This is a genomic window from Pseudomonas sp. R28(2017) (genome assembly GCF_002112505.1).
GTDB lineage: Bacteria > Pseudomonadota > Gammaproteobacteria > Pseudomonadales > Pseudomonadaceae > Aquipseudomonas.
In genome coordinates this window covers 203604-220587 of the sequence record NZ_NEHW01000002.1, presented here as the reverse complement: position 1 = coordinate 220587, position 16984 = coordinate 203604, and the positions used below count along the sequence as shown (strand labels likewise).

Genomic DNA, 16984 nt, shown 5'->3' with positions numbered 1-16984 from the left:
GCCAGTGGTGCGTTAGAAGCTATCGCCAGGTACGCGCACCCAGCCCTCCATCAGCACGCGAGCACTGCGGCTCATGATTGCCTTGGTCACCGTCCACTCGCCATCCACCTGGCGCGCCTCGGCCCCGACCCGCAAGGTGCCGGACGGATGACCGAAACGCACGGCACTGCGCTCGCCCCCGCCAGCGGCGAGGTTGACCAGCGTGCCCGGAATGGCTGCAGCAGTGCCGATGGCCACGGCTGCGGTCCCCATCATCGCGTGGTGCAGCTTGCCCATGGACAGTGCACGCACCAGCAGGTCGATGTCACCGGCCGCAACCGCCTTGCCACTGGACGCAGTGTAGGTGCTCGGCGGCGCAACGAAAGCCACCTTTGGCGTGTGCTGACGCCCGGCAGCCTGGTCGACATGCTCGATCAGGCCCATGCGCACGGCGCCGTAGGCGCGAATGGTCTCGAAACGTTGCAGCGCTTGAGGGTCGCCGTTGATCGCGTCCTGCAGTTCAGTGCCGGTGTAACCGATGTCGGCGGCATTGACGAACACGGTCGGGATGCCAGCATTGATCAAGGTCGCCTTGAAGGTACCGACACCCGGCACCTCCAAATCATCCACCAGGTTGCCGGTAGGGAACATCGCCCCGCCGTCGCCGTCCTCGTCGGCAGCCGGATCAAGGAACTCCAGCTGCACTTCGGCGGCTGGGAAAGTCACGCCATCGAGCTCGAAGTCACCGGTTTCCTGCACTTCACCTTCGGTGATCGGCACATGGGCGATGATGGTCTTGCCAATGTTGGCCTGCCAGATGCGCACGGTGGCGAGGCCATTGCGCGGAATGCGCGCCGGGTCGACCAGGCCATTGCTGATGGCGAACGAGCCGACCGCCGCAGACAGGTTGCCGCAGTTGCCGCTCCAGTCGACGAAAGCCTTGTCGATGGCGACCTGGCCGAACAGGTAATCAACATCGTGCCCGGGCTTGATGCTCTTCGACAGGATGACCGTCTTGCTGGTGCTCGAAGTGGCGCCGCCCATGCCGTCGATCTGCTTGGCATAAGGGTCGGGGCTACCGATGACCCGCAACAGCAAGGCGTCGCGGGCCGGGCCTGGGACCTGGGCCGTTTCCGGCAAGTCCTGCAGGCGGAAGAACACGCCCTTGCTGGTGCCGCCACGGATGTACGTGGCGGGGATTTTCACTTGCGCTACATGTGCCATGTTCACGTCCTGTTCAAGCGGTCGCTTCGAGGAAATCCTGGGCAAAGCGCTGCAGCACCCCGCCCGCCTCATAGATCGACACTTCCTCGGCAGTGTCCAGGCGGCAGGTCACCGGCACTTCGACACGCTCGCCATTGCGTCGCGTCACCACCAGGGTCAGCGTCGCCCGTGGCTTGCGCTCGCCGAGCACGTCATAGGTCTCGCTGCCGTCCAGGCCCAGGGTCTTACGGTCGGTGCCCGGCTTGAACTCCAGCGGCAACACGCCCATGCCCACCAGGTTGGTGCGGTGAATGCGCTCGAAGCCCTCGGCGACGATCGCCTCGACACCGGCCAGGCGCACCCCCTTGGCCGCCCAGTCACGGGACGAACCCTGGCCATAGTCGCCACCGGCGACGATGATCAGCGGCTGCTTGCGCGCCATGTAGGTCTCGATGGCCTCCCACATGCGCGTCACCTTGCCTTCCGGCTCGATGCGCGCCAGCGAGCCCTGCTTCACGCTGCCGTCATCCTTGCGCACCATTTCGTTGAACAGCTTGGGGTTGGCGAAGGTGGCGCGCTGGGCGGTCAGGTGGTCGCCGCGGTGCGTGGCATAGGAGTTGAAGTCCTCTTCCGGCAGGCCCATCTTCGCCAGGTATTCGCCCGCGGCGCTGTCGAGCAGGATGGCGTTGGACGGCGACAGGTGGTCAGTGGTGATGTTGTCCGGCAGCACCGCCAGCGGGCGCATGCCACGCAGGGTGCGTTCGCCAGCCAGGGCACCTTCCCAGTAAGGCGGGCGGCGGATATAGGTGCTCATCGGGCGCCAGTCGTACAGCGGCGCGACTTTCGGCCCACGGTCTTCCTCGATGGCGAACATCGGGATATAGACCTTGCGGAACTGCTCCGGCTTGACCGCCGCACGCACCACCGCGTCGATTTCCTCGTCGCTTGGCCAGATGTCCTTGAGGCGGATTTCCTTGCCATCGACCACGCCCAGCACATCCTTTTCGATGTCGAAGCGGATGGTGCCGGCAATCGCGTAGGCCACCACCAGCGGCGGCGAAGCCAGGAACGCCTGCTTGGCGTAAGGGTGGATGCGCCCGTCGAAGTTGCGGTTACCCGACAGCACGGCAGTGGCGTACAGGTCGCGGTCGATGATTTCCTGCTGGATCACCGGGTCCAGCGCACCGGACATGCCGTTGCAGGTGGTGCAGGCGAAGGCGACGATGCCGAAGCCCAGTTGCTCCAGTTCCTTTTCCAGCCCTGCCTCTTCCAGGTACAGCTGCACGGCCTTGGAACCGGGTGCCAGCGACGACTTGACCCACGGCTTGCGGCTGAGGCCAAGCTTGTTGGCATTGCGCGCCAGCAGGCCCGCGGCAATCACGTTACGCGGGTTGCTGGTGTTGGTGCAGCTGGTGATGGCGGCAATGATCACCGCGCCGTCGGGCATCTGCCCCGGCACGTCTTCCCAGGCGCCGGCGATGCCCTTGGCCGCCAGGTCGCTGGTGGCGACGCGGGCATGCGGGTTGGACGGCCCGGCCATGTTGCGCACCACGCTCGACAGGTCGAAGCTCAGGGTACGCTCGTATTGGGCCTTGGCCAGGCTGTCGGCCCACAGGCCGGCGACCTTGGCGTAGGTCTCCACCAACTGCACCTGCTGGTCATCACGGCCGGTCAGCTTGAGGTAGTCGATGGTCTGCTGGTCGATGGCGAACATCGCGGCGGTGGCGCCGTATTCCGGGGCCATGTTGGAGATGGTGGCGCGGTCGCCCAGGGTCAGCGCGCGCGCACCTTCGCCATGGAACTCGAGGTAGGCGCCGACGACCTTCTGCTTGCGCAGGAACTCGGTGAGGGCCAGCACCAGGTCGGTGGCGGTGATGTTCGGCGCCAGCTTGCCGGTCAGCTCGACGCCGACGATTTCCGGCAGGCGCATCCACGAGGCACGGCCGAGCATGACGTTCTCGGCTTCCAGGCCACCGACACCAATGGCGATCACGCCCAGCGCGTCGACATGCGGGGTGTGGCTGTCGGTGCCGACGCAGGTATCCGGGTAGGCCACGCCGCGGTCGCTGTGGATGACCGGCGACATCTTCTCCAGGTTGATCTGGTGCATGATGCCGTTGCCAGGCTGGATCACGTCGACGTTCTTGAACGCCTTCTTGGTCCAGTTGATGAAATGGAAGCGGTCTTCGTTACGGCGGTCTTCGATGGCGCGGTTCTTCTCGAACGCCTGCGGGTCGAAACCACCGCACTCCACGGCCAGGGAGTGGTCGACGATCAGCTGCACCGGCACCACCGGGTTGACCTGGGCCGGGTCGCCGCCTTTGTCGGCGATGGCATCGCGCAAGCCGGCGAGGTCGACCAGGGCGGTCTGGCCAAGGATGTCATGGCACACCACGCGGGCCGGGAACCACGGGAAGTCAAGGTCGCGCTTGCGCTCGATCAGCTGGCCCAGCGACGCGTCGAGGGTGGCCGGGTCGCAGCGGCGCACGAGGTTTTCGGCCAGTACGCGGGAGGTGTAAGGCAGGCTGTCGTAGGCACCGGGCTTGATGGCCTCGACGGCGGCGCGGGCATCGAAGTAGTCCAGGGCGGTGCCTGGCAGGTTCTTGCGGTATGCAGTGTTCATCATTCGGGCTCGGTCACAGGGTTCGGAAGGTTCCACCGTCCCTGTGGGAGCGGGCTTGCCCGCGAATGCGTCAGCAGGTACACATGGGCTGCCCCGCCGGGCGCATTCGCGGGCAAGCCCGCTCCCACAGGGGAAACGGGTTGCCTCTCTTTATCTATTTCAGCGCTGTTCGATCGGCACGAACTGGCGCTGCTCGACGCCGACATACTCGGCGCTCGGGCGGATGATGCGGTTGTTGGCGCGCTGTTCGAACACGTGCGCGGCCCAGCCGGTCAGGCGCGAGCAGACGAAGATCGGGGTGAACAGCTTGGTCGGGATGCCCATGAAGTGGTACGCCGAGGCATGGTAGAAGTCGGCGTTGGGGAACAGGCGCTTCTGCTCCCACATGGTCTTGTCGATGGCTTCGGAAACCGGGTACAGGACCGTGTCACCGACCTGGTCGGCAAGCTGCTTCGACCAGCCCTTGATCACCTCGTTGCGTGGGTCGGACTCTTTGTAGATCGCGTGGCCAAAGCCCATGATCTTGTCCTTGCGCTCGAGCATGCGCAGCAGCTCGGCAGTGGCTTCCTGGGGGCTCTGGAAGCGCTCGATCAGCTCCATCGCCGCTTCGTTGGCGCCCCCGTGCAGCGGGCCGCGCAGCGAGCCGATGGCAGCGGTGACGCAGGAATACAGGTCGGACAGGGTCGAGGCGCAGACCCGCGCGGTGAAGGTCGAAGCGTTGAACTCGTGCTCGGCGTAGAGGATCAGCGACACGTTCATCACCTTGACGTGCAGCTCGCTCGGTTTCTTGCCGTGCAGCAGGTGCAGGAAATGGCCGCCCAGGGTGTCCTCGTCGCTGGTGCAGTCGATGCGCACACCGTCGTGGGTGAAGCGGTACCAGTAGCACATCACCGCCGGGAACAGCGCCAGCAGGCGGTCGGTCTTCTCGCGCTGGGCTTCGAAGGTCAGCTCCGGCTCCAGGGTACCCAGCACCGAGCAACCGGTGCGCATCACATCCATAGGGTGGGCATCGCGCGGGATGCGCTCGAGCACTTCCTTCAATGCCTGCGGCAGGTCACGCAGGCCCTTGAGCTTGCGCTTGTAGTCGGCCAGTTCCGCCTTGCTCGGCAGCTCGCCGTACAGCAGCAGGTAGGCGACTTCTTCGAATTCGGCACCGGCGGCCAGGTCACGGACGTCATAGCCACGGTAGGTCAGGCCGGCACCGGCCTGGCCCACGGTCGACAGCGCGGTCTGGCCGGCCACCTGGCCACGCAGGCCAGCGCCACTGAGTACTTTTGCTTCGGCCATGGTGTTTCTCCTTTCTTGAATTTGTTATGGAAATCTAACTGGCTAATCAGTTTGCCTGTGGGGCCCCTGTGGGAGCGGACGCGCCCGCGAAGAGGCCAGCCGCTCCAACAAAAGCCTTCAGCCCTTCTTCTGGGCAAACAACGCGTCGAGGCTCTGCTCGAAGGCGTGGTAACCAATGGCATCGTAGAGCTCCATGCGGGTCTGCATGGTGTCGATCACGTTCTTCTGCGTGCCGTCGCGGCGCAATGCGGTATAGACGTTCTCCGCCGCCTTGTTCATGGCGCGGAACGCCGACAGCGGGTACAGCACCAGCGACACGTCGACCGAGGCCAGTTCTTCGGTGGTGTACAGCGGCGTGGCGCCGAACTCGGTGATGTTGGCCAGGATCGGTGCCTGCACCCGGTCGGCGAAGGTCTTGTACATCGAAAGTTCGGTGATGGCTTCCGGGAAGATCATGTCGGCGCCAGCCTCGATGCAGGCGGCAGCGCGGTCCAGGGCAGCGTTCAGGCCTTCCACCGCCAGGGCGTCGGTGCGCGCCATGATCACGAAGCTGTCATCGGTGCGGGCATCCACTGCAGCCTTGATACGGTCGACCATCTCCTGCTGGGTGACGATTTCCTTGTTCGGGCGGTGGCCGCAGCGCTTGGCGCCGACCTGGTCCTCGATGTGGATGGCGGCGGCTCCGAACTTGCACATCGAGCGCACGGTGCGGGCGACGTTGAAGGCCGAAGCGCCGAAGCCGGTGTCGACATCCACCAACAAAGGCACGTCGCAGACGTCGGTGATGCGGCGCACATCGGTCAGCACGTCATCCAGGCCACTGATACCCAGGTCTGGCAAGCCCAGGGAGCCGGCGGCGACGCCGCCACCGGACAGGTAGATGGCCTTGAAACCGGCACGCTTGGCCAGCAGCGCATGGTTGGCATTGATCGCGCCGACCACTTGCAGGGGGTGTTCGGCGGCAACGGCGTCGCGGAAACGCTGACCGGGGGTGCTCTTCACAGTCATTTCTCACCTCGTGGGCTGTTGTTGTTGGCGTCCAGGTAGTGACGCTCGATGTTGCGCTTGGACGCGCCGATGTGGCGGCGCATCAGGAGTTCGGCCAGTTCGCCGTCACGGCCTTCGATGGCATCGAGAATGCGGTGGTGTTCGGCAAAGGCCTGGCGCGGCCGGTTGGGCGCGGCGGAAAACTGGATGCGGTACATGCGCACCAGTTGATACAGCTCGCCGCAGAGCATCTTGACCAGGGTCTGGTTGCCGCTGCCCTGGATGATCCGGTAGTGGAAGTCGTAGTCGCCTTCCTGCTGGTAATAGCCAAGCCCGGCCTGGAACGCGGCATCGCGCTCATGGGTATCGAGCACCCGGCGCAGCTCGTCGATGTCGGCCTGGCTCATGCGCTCGGCCGCCAGGCGGCAGGCCATGCCTTCCAGCGATTCGCGGATTTCGTACAGTTCGATCAGCTCGGCGTGGTTGAGCGACACCACCCGCGCGCCGACATGCGGCACGCGCACCAGCAGGCGCTGCCCCTCCAGCCGGTGGATGGCCTCGCGCAGCGGGCCGCGGCTGATGCCATAGGTACGCGCCAGCTCCGGTTCGGAGATCTTGCTGCCCGGGGCGATGTCGCCCTTGACGATCGCCGCCTGGATGCGCCGGAAGACATTCTCGGACAAGGTTTCCGTTTCGTCTGTCTCGGCAGGGCTTGGGGTGGTGAGGTCCAGCATATTGTCGACACCTTGCTAATCGATTGAGCAGAAACTAGCGAATCAGCGGCTCGCAGTCAAAGACAAATTCAACATTGTCGACAATTGTCTAAGAGCGAACTTACCCAGTGATGGCGTTGTCAGATCGCGGCACGCTGGCGTCAAGACGTCGGCGTGATAGAATGCCGCGCCTCCAACGGAGTATCGATAGTGTGTTTGTCATCAATTCATGTTGTTGACAGACGAACGAGGAAGCTTGTGCAGTCGTTGCCGGTCACCTTTTCCCCGAACCCCGCACAGCTCAGCACCGCGCCAGGATTATGAGACTTACACCCGTATTATTGCTGTTATGCCTCACCCTGCTGCCGGCCCTTGGCCAGGCGGCGGGCAAGACCGTGTACGGTCTGAACGAATACGCCCGGCTCGGCGACCTTGACCTGGAGGTGGCCGCCAAGCTCGACACCGGGGCCAAGACCGCGTCGCTCAGTGCCCGTGACATCAAGCGTTTCAAGCGCAACGGCGAAAGCTGGGTGCGCTTCTACCTGGCCATCGACGCCGCCCATTCGCACCCCATCGAACGCCCCCTGGCGCGCGTGAGCAAGATCAAGCGCCGCGCCGGCGACTATGATGCGGAATCCGGCAAGGCCTATACCGCCCGCCCGGTCATCGAACTTGAAATCTGCATGGGCCAGGCCCGGCGCACCATCGAAGTCAACCTCACCGACCGCAGCGCCTTCCAGTTCCCGCTGCTGATCGGCTCCGAGGCGCTCAAGCACTTCGACGCGCTGGTCGACCCAAGCCTTAAATACGCGGCCGGCAAACCTGCCTGTGCCACCGACGCTCCCAAAGCAGAGTAATCCCGATGCGCTCTCTTACCCTCCATCTGAAAGTCCTGATCACCGTGCTGGTGCTGCTCGGCGTGGCGGTCACGGCCTATCAGATCTTCGTGCTCGGCATCCCGGTGACCGAAGACGAAACCGACGACCTGTGGAACATCGACGCCAAGGTCGAGTTCGTCGCCAGCTCCAAGGACCCGGTCAAGATCCAGATGTTCGTGCCGCCGCTGAACCGTGACTACGTCAGCCTCAACGAGAGCTTCATCTCCAACAATTATGGGGTGAGCGTCAACCGCGCCGATGGCAACCGCAAGGTGACCTGGTCGGCGCGCCGTGTCAGCGGCAACCAGACCCTGTACTACCGCCTGGTGCTGACCAAGCGCTACAGCAACGAAAAGTCCGCCATCAAGGGCCCGACCTTCCGTGACAGCCTGGCCATCGACGGCCCGGAGAAGATCGCCGCCGAAGCCCTGATGGCACCGATCCGCCAGCACTCGGCCGACGTCGAGACCTTCGTCAGCGAGACCATCAAGCGGGTCAACAACCTCAACGACGACAACGTCAAGCTGCTGCTGGCCGGCGACACCTCGCCGATGAAAAAGGCCCAGGTCATCGACCTGCTGCTGTCGATCGCCCACGTGCCGATGGAAAAGGTCCACACCATCCGCCTCGTTGCCGATACACCGCAGACCCCGGAGCTATGGCTGCGCAGCTTCAACGGCAACGACTGGCTGTACTTCAACCCGGACACCGGCGAGCAGGGCCTGCCGGCCGATCGCCTGCTGTGGTGGACCGGTGACGACAACCTGATCACCGTCGATGGCGGCAAGAAGGCCAACGTCACCTTCAGCATGAACAACAGCGAGATGAACGCCATCCGCCTGGCCAAGCTGACCGACGAGAACACCGACGCCGACTTCCTCGAATACTCGCTGTACGGCCTGCCGCTGCAGACTCAGCAGACCTTCATGATCATGGTGATGATCCCGATCGGCGTGCTGGTGATCCTGATCCTGCGCAACCTGATCGGCATCCAGACCCTGGGTACCTTCACCCCGGTACTGATCGCCCTGGCCTTCCGCGAGACCCAGCTGGGCTTCGGTATCGTGCTGTTCACCGTGATCACCGCACTGGGCCTGTCGCTACGCTCGTACCTGGAACACCTGAAGCTGCAGATGTTGCCGCGCCTGTCGGTGGTGCTGACCTTCGTCGTGGTCTTGATCGCCGCCATCAGCCTGTTCAGCCACAAGCTGGGCCTGGAGCGCGGCCTGTCGGTGGCGCTGTTCCCGATGGTGATCCTGACCATGACCATCGAGCGCCTGTCGATCACCTGGGAAGAACGCGGCGGTGGCCATGCCATGAAAGTGGCGATCGGCACCCTGTTCGCCGCCTCCCTGGCGCACCTGCTGATGATGGTGCCGGAGCTGGTGTACTTCGTCTTCACCTTCCCGGCCGTGCTGCTGATCCTGGTGGGCTTCATGCTGGCGATGGGCCGCTACCGCGGCTACCGCCTGACCGAGCTCGTGCGTTTCAAGGCATTCCTGAAGAAGGCTGACGCCTGATGTTTGGCCTGATCAAGACGTGGAAAGCCCTGGAGGCCCGGGGCATCATGGGGATCAACCGGCGCAACGCGGACTACGTGTTGAAGTACAACAAGCGCCACCTGTACCCGATCGTCGACGACAAGATCATCACCAAGGAGCGCGCCCTGGCGGCCGGCATCCATGTGCCGGAGATGTACGGCATCATCGAGACCGAGAAGCAGATCGAAAAGCTTCACGAGATCATCGGCGGGCGCAACGACTTCGTCATCAAGCCGGCGCAGGGCGCTGGCGGTGACGGCATCCTGGTGATCGCCGACCGTTTCGAGGACCGCTACCGCACGGTGTCGGGCAAGATCATCAGCCATGAGGAAATCGAGCACCAGGTGTCGAGCATCCTCACCGGCCTGTACTCGCTCGGCGGCCACCGCGACCGTGCGCTGATCGAGTACCGGGTGACCCCGGACCAGATCTTCAAGAGCATCAGCTACGAGGGTGTGCCGGACATCCGCATCATCGTGCTGATGGGCTACCCGGTGATGGCCATGCTGCGCCTGCCGACGCGTCAGTCCGGCGGCAAGGCCAACCTGCACCAGGGCGCCATTGGCGTGGGCGTGGACCTGGCCACCGGTGTGACCCTGCGCGGCACCTGGCTGAACAACATCATCAGCAAGCACCCGGACACCACCAACGCGGTGGACGGCGTGCAGCTGCCGAACTGGGACGGCTTCATGAAGCTCGCCGCCGGCTGCTACGAGCTGTGCGGGCTGGGCTACATTGGCGTGGACATGGTGCTGGATCAGGACAAGGGACCGCTGATTCTCGAACTCAACGCCCGCCCCGGCCTGAATATCCAGATCGCCAACGACACCGGCCTGACCCAGCGCACCCATGCCATCGAGGCGCATATCGAAGCGCTGGCCAAGGAAGGGATCACCGAAGATGCCGAGCAGCGGGTGCGAGTGACCCAGAACCTGTTCGGGCATGTGCATCCGCAGTAAGCCTGTCCCGGCCCATTCGCGGGCAAGCCCGCTCCCACAGGGATCGTAGACCCTGAGGCAAGTACGATACCTGTGGGAGCGGGCTTGCCCGCGAATGGGCCGCAAAGCGGCCCCGGGGAAAACAGGGAGTTTAATGTCGCGCCAAAGCTAGGCGCATTTCTTACACAGGTCTACAATCGCCCTCCTCGCTTTTACATCGCCGTCCACACTGATGCCGACCTGTACGCTTCACCCCCTGCCCTACCAGCCTGACCCCGCCGCCTACTTCGCCCGCCTGCGCCAGGCCCCCGGCGCGATCCTGCTCGACAGCGCCCGCCCCGGTGCCGAACGCGGCCGCTTCGACCTGCTCAGCGCCTGGCCCGTGCAACACCTGCAGGCCCACCCCGGCGAGGACGGCCGCGCTTTCCTAGAGCGCCTGCGCGCCAGCCTGGCGCAACTGGGTGACGCTCAGCTGCCCGCCGGCATCGAACTACCCTTCGCCGGTGGCCTGATCGGTTACTTGAGCTACGACTTCGGCCGCCGCCTGGAACAGTTGCCGCAACTGTCGAGTGACGATCTCGGATTACCCGATGCGCAGCTGGGCCTGTATGCCTGGGCAATGGTGACCGACCACCAGCGTGGCACCAGCCAACTGGTGTTCCACCCGAGCCTGGCGCTGGAAGAGCGGGCTCGCCTGACGGCACTGTTCGAAACTGTCGACACGTCGACGTGCGGCGATTTCCAGCTGCTCGCCCCCATGCAGGGCGACCTGCAGCCGGAGCAGTACGAGGCCGCCTTCGACCAGGTGCAGCGCTACATCCAGGCCGGCGACTGCTACCAGATCAACCTCACCCAGCGCTTCCGCGCCCCCTGCCAGGGTGACCCGTGGCAAGCCTACCAGGCCTTGCGCAAAGCCTGCCCGACGCCATTTTCCGGGTACCAGCAACTGGCTGACGGCAGCGCACTGCTGAGCTTCTCCCCGGAGCGCTTCATCCGTGTCAGCCAGGGCCAGGTGGAAACCCGCCCGATCAAGGGCACCCGCCCGCGCTCGGCCAACCCCACCGAGGACGCACGCAATGCCGAAGAGCTGCGCCACAGCGCCAAAGACCGCTCGGAAAACCTGATGATCGTCGATCTGCTGCGCAACGACCTGGGGCGGACCTGCGAAATCGGCTCAGTGAAGGTGCCGGAGCTGTTCAGCCTGGAAAGCTACCCCAACGTCCATCACTTGGTCAGCAGCGTCACCGGCCAGCTGGCCCGCGACAAGGACGCCCTGGACCTGATCGGTGACAGCTTCCCTGGCGGCTCGATCACCGGCGCGCCGAAGATCCGCGCCATGCAGATCATCGACGAGCTGGAGCCCACCCGCCGCGCGCTGTACTGCGGCTCGCTGCTGTACGTGGACGTGCGCGGCGAGATGGACAGCTCCATCGCCATCCGCAGCCTGCTGGTCAAGGATGGCCAGGTGAGTTGCTGGGGCGGCGGCGCCGTGGTGGCCGACTCGAACTGGCAGGCCGAATACGAGGAATCGATTGCCAAAGTGCGGGTGCTGATGGAAACGCTGCAGAGCCTTTGAGGCTCATCGCCAGGCGTCTAGCCCGCGATTTTTTGTTACCATCACTCCATTACGAGCGCACAGCGCCACAGCCAAGATGGAAACCGCCTGATGAGCCAACCCTTCGACGTCGCCGCCCTGGCCGCGACCTATGCCAACAAGTCCCCGCAGGACATCCTCAAGCTTGCTTTCGAGCACTTCGGTGATGACCTGTGGATCTCCTTCAGCGGCGCCGAGGATGTGGTGCTGGTCGACATGGCCTGGAAGCTGAACAAGCAGGTCAAGGTGTTCAGCCTCGATACTGGCCGCCTGCACCCGGAGACCTACCGTTTCATCGATCAGGTGCGCGAGCATTACAACCTGCCGATCGAGGTCCTCAGCCCGGATCGCGACAAGCTCGACCCGTTCGTCAAGGAAAAGGGCCTGTTCAGCTTCTACAAGGACGGCCATGGCGAATGCTGCGGCATCCGCAAGATCGAACCGCTGCGGCGCAAGCTCGCCACCGTCAGCGCCTGGGCCACCGGCCAGCGCCGCGACCAGAGCCCGGGCACCCGCAGCCAGGTGGCCGCACTGGAAATCGACGGCGCCTTCTCCACACCCGAGCGCACCCTGTACAAGTTCAACCCGCTGGCCCAGATGACCAGTGAGGAAGTCTGGGGCTACATCCGCATGCTCGAGCTGCCGTACAACAGCCTGCATGAACGCGGCTTCATCAGCATCGGTTGCGAGCCTTGCACGCGCCCGGTGTTGCCGAACCAGCACGAGCGCGAAGGCCGCTGGTGGTGGGAAGAGTCGACCCAGAAGGAATGCGGGCTGCACGCCGGCAACCTGATCAGCAAGGCCTGATTCGCAGGCAAAGAAAAACCGGCCCAAGGGCCGGTTTGTTCATTCTTGGCGCACTCAGTGCACCGGCAGCTCGACGCCTTCGAATAGCTCTTCGAGCTCCTGCTTGTTGTGGCACTGGATGGCCTTGGCCATCACTTCACGGGTCAGGTGCGGCGCGAACTTCTCGATGAAGTCGCACATGAAGCCGCGCAGGAAGGTGCCACGGCGGAAGCCGATCTTGGTGATGCTGGCTTCGAACAGCTCGCTGGCATCCAGGGCCACCAGGTCGCTGTCGAGCTTGGTATCGACCGCCATCTTGGCCACGATGCCCACGCCCAGGCCCAGGCGTACGTATGTCTTGATGACGTCGGCGTCAGCGGCGGTGAACACCACTTTCGGCGTCAAGCCACGGTGATTGAAGGCTTCGTCCAGCTTCGAACGGCCGGTGAAACCGAATACGTAGGTGACGATCGGGTATTCGGCGACCGCTTCCAGGGTCAGCTTCGGCAGCTTGGTCAGCGGGTGCCCCTGCGGCACTACCACGCAGCGGTTCCATTTGTAGCACGGCATCATGATCAGGTCGCCGAACAGCTCCAGCGCCTCGGTGGCGATGGCGAAATCGACGGTGCCGTCGGCGGCCATTTCCGCGATCTGCATGGGTGAACCCTGATGCATGTGCAGGGCCACTTCCGGGTACTGCTTGATGAAGCTGCTGATCACCGGTGGCAACGCATAACGCGCCTGGGTGTGGGTGGTGGCGATGGACAGCGTACCCTTCTTCTCGTTGGAGAATTCCTGGGCGATCTGCTTGATGCTTTCGACCTTGCGCAGGATCTCGCCAGCGGTGTTGATGATGCGCTCACCGGCCGGGGTCACACGGGTCAGGTGCTTGCCGCTGCGGGCAAAGACTTCAACACCCAGTTCGTCCTCGAGCAGGCGGATCTGCTTGCTGATCCCCGGCTGCGAGGTATACAGGCTCTGCGCCGTCGCGGAGACGTTGAGGTCATGGTGCGCCACTTCCCAGATGTAGCGCAGTTGTTGAAGCTTCATAGGTTTCCCTCGAATCGGCGGTAAGTCAGCGGCAGCAGGCAGCGACGAGATATAACTATATTAGTGGTTCTCGAAATAAAACTAGAACTATTTTGTTACACGCGACTCCGAACTAGCCTACCGCCAGCTTCACAATTTCCTACGCCCAAGGTGCTGTGAGAGCGGCACCATGTACACCGGCACCGGTGACAGTTGCAGCAAGCGCACCGCTGTCCGCCCTATTGGTACATCCACCCCGGCACCGGCCGTGTGGCTACCGAAGATCAGCAGGTCGACGCTGAGCCGCTGCGCCTGGTCGAGAATGACCTGCGCCGGATCCCCCTGACGCACCCGCACAGCCTTGATCAGCGCCAGGTCAGCGTCCTCGCCCAATTCGTCACGAAAGTTTTCCAGCACCCGCTGCTCAATATTGGCCATTACCGTGTTGACGCCTTCGCTGTGCAATTCATCCAGCGTCTGCTCATCGAGGTAACTCTGCAGCAGGGACTCGGCGAACTGCCCCATGGGCTCCACCGCGTGAATCACGTAGAGCTCTGCGCTGAAGGCGCGAGCCAGGGTCAGGGCGTGCTGCATGACAAAAGGCGCGTAGACACCGAGGTCGGTGGCGTACAGCATGGAGCGGATCATTCGACCTCCTCGACTGCCGTAGCGGCAGAGCAAGCTTCAGCTTAGCAGTGCGCCGGACCCACGCTTTGCCGTCCGGCGCACTGCTGCTGCGGCCTGCAGAGGTTTCAGCCAGCCCGGTTGGCGCGGTCGATGAACGCCAGGGCCTGATGCAGCATGCGCATCTGCGGCAGGTTGCAGCCGGCCGCCTGCGCGCGGGCAATCGGCTCGGCGTAGATTGCCTGCAACTCCAGTGGGCGTTGCTGGGCATGGTCGTGGTACATGCTCGGCCAGTAATCAGGCATCTGCTCGGTCATGCGAAACAGCTGCTCGGCGTAGCCAGCGGGCAGCTCATGCCCGCACGCGGCGGCGCCCTGCACCACTTCCGCCATCAACGCCTGGATCAGCGCGCGGCTGTCGGCATCAGCCATCAATGGCGTGGTACTGGCCCCCAGCAACACCGACAGGCCGTTGTACGGCACGTTCCACACCAGTTTCTGCCAGCGCGCCTGGCCCAGGTTGGCCATGGCCTGGGAGTCGATGCCCGCCGCACGGAACAACCCGGCGCCCGCTTCGACGATCGCCGCACCGCCATCCTCGGCCGGCCCGCTGTGGTAGCCAAGGTTGACCGCACCCAGCGCCTGGTGGCGAATTACCCCCGGGGCCTGGCGATTGACGCAGATGAAACACAGGCCGCCGAGCAGGTGCAGGTTGCCCGGCAAGGCCACCCTCAACTGCTCCTCCACGCCCAGCCCGTTCTGCAACAGCACCACCTTGGCATCGGCAGCGGCGGCCTGGACGATCAGCGGTGCAAGCTCGGCATTGCTGGTGGCCTTGGCGCCCACCAGCAGCCAGTCGCAGGGCGGCATGTCGGCAGCGCAGGCGTAGGCATTGACCGGCATCTGCAACGCGCCATGCACGGCATGGTCAAGCTTCAGGCCCTGTTCGCGGACCACGTCATATTCGCTGCGCAGCAGGAAATGCACATCGAAACCGGCGCGCGCCAGCATCAGGCCGTAGAAGCCGCCGATAGCACCGCTGCCGATGATGCCAATGCGTGGATTGCGAGAAGCCATGTAATTCTCCTGGACAAGTTGATCTGCTTTTTTACACCTTCCGGGCCAGCCAGGCACACACAAGTGTGCCAACCCGCGCCAAATCCCATTGTCGCGCCCCCTGTAACGCGCTAAGGTTCGGCTCCCCGCTGCGAACATTATTGCTGCTGGGCCGCACGGGGATTGCTGGCGGCCGGCACCCGTGACCTGACGAGTAACACGATGGCTGATTTACCGATCGACGACCTTAACGTTGCCTCCAACGAGACCTTGATCACCCCTGATCAGCTCAAGAAGGAAATCCCCCTCAGCGCCAAGGCCCTGCAGACCGTAACTGCCGGCCGCGAAGTGGTGCGCAATATCCTCGACGGCAAGGACCATCGCCTGTTCGTGGTGGTCGGCCCCTGCTCCATCCATGACATCAAGGCCGCCCACGAATACGCCGAGCGCCTCAAGGTGCTGGCCGAGGAAGTGTCCGATACGCTGTACCTGGTCATGCGTGTTTACTTCGAAAAGCCACGCACCACCGTTGGCTGGAAAGGCCTGATCAACGACCCGTACCTGGATGACTCGTTCAAGATCCAGGACGGCCTGCACATCGGTCGCCAGCTGCTGCTGGACCTGGCCGAAATGGGCCTGCCGACCGCCACCGAAGCGCTCGACCCGATCTCCCCGCAGTACCTGCAGGACCTGATCAGCTGGTCGGCCATCGGCGCCCGCACCACCGAATCGCAGACGCACCGCGAAATGGCCTCCGGCCTGTCCTCGGCAGTCGGCTTCAAGAACGGCACCGACGGTGGCCTGACCGTGGCCATCAACGCCCTGCAGTCGGTCTCCAAGCCGCACCGCTTCCTCGGCATCAACCAGGAAGGCGGCGTGTCGATCGTCACCACCAAGGGCAACCCGTATGGCCACGTGGTCCTGCGCGGCGGCAACGGCAAGCCGAACTACGACTCGGTCAGTGTCGCCCTGTGCGAACAGGACCTGGCCAAGGCCAAGATCAAGGCCAACATCATGGTCGACTGCAGCCACGCCAACTCCAACAAGGACCCGGCCCTGCAGCCACTGGTCATGGAGAACGTCGCCAACCAGATCCTCGAAGGCAACCAGTCGATCATCGGCCTGATGGTCGAAAGCCACCTGAACTGGGGCTGCCAGTCGATCCCGAAAAACCTCGACGAACTGCAGTACGGCGTGTCGATCACCGATGCCTGCATCGACTGGTCGGCCACCGAGAAGACCCTGCGCAGCATGCACGCCAAGCTCAAGGACGTGCTGCCACAGCGCAAGCGCGGCTGAACATTGCTGTAATGAAAAACGCCGGGCATTGCCCGGCGTTTTCGTCTCTGGCGTGCAGACGCCCGCTCAGACCTTGCTCGAATGGCGCTGCTGGCGCTCCATGTAGCGTTCCACGTACGAGCAGGAAGGGATCACCGTATAACCCATCTGGTCGGCGTACTCGAGGGCCTTCTCGGTCAGCGCTGCGGCAATCCCGCGACCACGCAGGGCATTGGGCACGAAGGTGCGATAGATATCCAGCGTCTGCTTGCCCAGGTCCATGTACGTCAGGTAGGCACGATGACCGTCCACGTTGGTTTCGAACTGATGACCGGCCTGGTCATGGTGGATGGTCAGCGCTTCACTCATCACTACTCCTCGCAGGCCTTTCTGGCAGACCCTTACCTTAACCGATGGGGTTTATCCGGCGGAGGAACCTCTACGCCACCTCTTGCCCCTTGGACCCTGG

15 protein-coding genes are annotated in these 16984 nt (G+C 63.8%); 6 read left to right on the top strand and 9 right to left on the bottom strand.

The genetic code is table 11. The annotated features are described in order from the left end of the window. Positions 1–12: 12 nt before the first annotated feature. The 5 genes from prpF to CAF78_RS03775 all read right to left on the bottom strand — a co-directional run bounded on the left by prpF (position 13) and on the right by CAF78_RS03775 (position 6813). Positions 13–1203 carry a 2-methylaconitate cis-trans isomerase PrpF gene (prpF, locus tag CAF78_RS03795; RefSeq protein WP_085674626.1) on the bottom strand — a complete coding sequence of 397 codons (1191 nt, stop codon included), beginning with the start codon at positions 1201–1203 and terminating at the stop codon, positions 13–15. Positions 1204–1216: 13 nt separating this feature from the next. Beyond that, positions 1217–3805 carry a Fe/S-dependent 2-methylisocitrate dehydratase AcnD gene (gene acnD / locus CAF78_RS03790; protein WP_085674928.1) on the bottom strand — a complete coding sequence of 863 codons (2589 nt, stop codon included), beginning with the start codon at positions 3803–3805 and terminating at the stop codon, positions 1217–1219. A gap of 159 nt (positions 3806–3964) precedes the next feature. Then, positions 3965–5092 (bottom strand): 2-methylcitrate synthase, encoded by a 1128-nt coding sequence (gene prpC, locus CAF78_RS03785; RefSeq protein WP_085674630.1) that lies wholly within the window; start codon positions 5090–5092, stop codon positions 3965–3967. A gap of 117 nt (positions 5093–5209) precedes the next feature. Next, the gene (gene prpB, locus CAF78_RS03780; protein ID WP_027919649.1) at positions 5210–6100 is read right to left on the bottom strand and encodes a methylisocitrate lyase; all 891 of its coding nucleotides are present in this window, start codon (positions 6098–6100) and stop codon (positions 5210–5212) included. Continuing rightward, a complete protein-coding gene (locus CAF78_RS03775; protein ID WP_085674633.1) occupies positions 6097–6813 on the bottom strand; it encodes a GntR family transcriptional regulator in 717 nt (238 codons plus the stop codon). Before CAF78_RS03775 ends, prpB begins: the two co-directional genes overlap by 4 nt. Positions 6814–7112: 299 nt before the next feature. Between CAF78_RS03775 and CAF78_RS03770 the strand changes: the two genes are divergently transcribed. The 5 genes from CAF78_RS03770 (at position 7113) to CAF78_RS03750 (ending at position 12550) form a co-directional block, all read left to right on the top strand. Continuing rightward, positions 7113–7649: an ATP-dependent zinc protease gene (locus CAF78_RS03770; protein ID WP_027919647.1), complete on the top strand. Its 537-nt coding sequence runs from the start codon at positions 7113–7115 to the stop codon at positions 7647–7649. Between the two features lie 5 nt (positions 7650–7654). Then, positions 7655–9190, top strand: a complete 1536-nt coding sequence (locus CAF78_RS03765; protein WP_027919646.1) for an inactive transglutaminase family protein — start codon at positions 7655–7657, stop codon at positions 9188–9190. Beyond that, positions 9190–10170, top strand: coding sequence for an alpha-L-glutamate ligase-like protein (locus tag CAF78_RS03760; RefSeq protein WP_085674635.1), 981 nt, complete (start codon positions 9190–9192; stop codon positions 10168–10170). The genes CAF78_RS03765 and CAF78_RS03760 overlap by 1 nt, the downstream gene beginning before the upstream one ends. 211 nt (positions 10171–10381) lie before the next feature. Next, positions 10382–11725, top strand: a complete 1344-nt coding sequence (pabB, locus tag CAF78_RS03755; protein ID WP_085674638.1) for an aminodeoxychorismate synthase component I — start codon at positions 10382–10384, stop codon at positions 11723–11725. A gap of 90 nt (positions 11726–11815) precedes the next feature. Beyond that, positions 11816–12550, top strand: a complete 735-nt coding sequence (locus CAF78_RS03750; protein WP_085674641.1) for a phosphoadenylyl-sulfate reductase — start codon at positions 11816–11818, stop codon at positions 12548–12550. 54 nt (positions 12551–12604) lie between these two features. Here CAF78_RS03750 and cysB read toward each other — a convergent pair whose 3' ends face one another. From cysB to CAF78_RS03735, 3 genes are all read right to left on the bottom strand, one after another. Next, positions 12605–13579 carry an HTH-type transcriptional regulator CysB gene (cysB, locus tag CAF78_RS03745; RefSeq protein WP_027593928.1) on the bottom strand — a complete coding sequence of 325 codons (975 nt, stop codon included), beginning with the start codon at positions 13577–13579 and terminating at the stop codon, positions 12605–12607. Between the two features lie 129 nt (positions 13580–13708). Then, the gene (locus CAF78_RS03740; RefSeq protein WP_085674643.1) at positions 13709–14206 is read right to left on the bottom strand and encodes a universal stress protein; all 498 of its coding nucleotides are present in this window, start codon (positions 14204–14206) and stop codon (positions 13709–13711) included. Between the two features lie 104 nt (positions 14207–14310). After that, on the bottom strand, positions 14311–15258 hold the full coding sequence (locus CAF78_RS03735) for a putative 2-dehydropantoate 2-reductase (protein WP_085674646.1): 948 nt from the start codon (positions 15256–15258) through the stop codon (positions 14311–14313). A gap of 201 nt (positions 15259–15459) precedes the next feature. On the opposite strand from CAF78_RS03735, the gene CAF78_RS03730 reads away from it, so the two are divergent. Further along, entirely contained in the window at positions 15460–16536 is a 1077-nt protein-coding gene (locus CAF78_RS03730) for a 3-deoxy-7-phosphoheptulonate synthase (protein ID WP_085674649.1), read from the top strand. Positions 16537–16602: 66 nt separating this feature from the next. Here CAF78_RS03730 and CAF78_RS03725 read toward each other — a convergent pair whose 3' ends face one another. After that, positions 16603–16884 carry a GNAT family N-acetyltransferase gene (locus CAF78_RS03725; RefSeq protein WP_023379662.1) on the bottom strand — a complete coding sequence of 94 codons (282 nt, stop codon included), beginning with the start codon at positions 16882–16884 and terminating at the stop codon, positions 16603–16605. Positions 16885–16984: the final 100 nt, after the last annotated feature.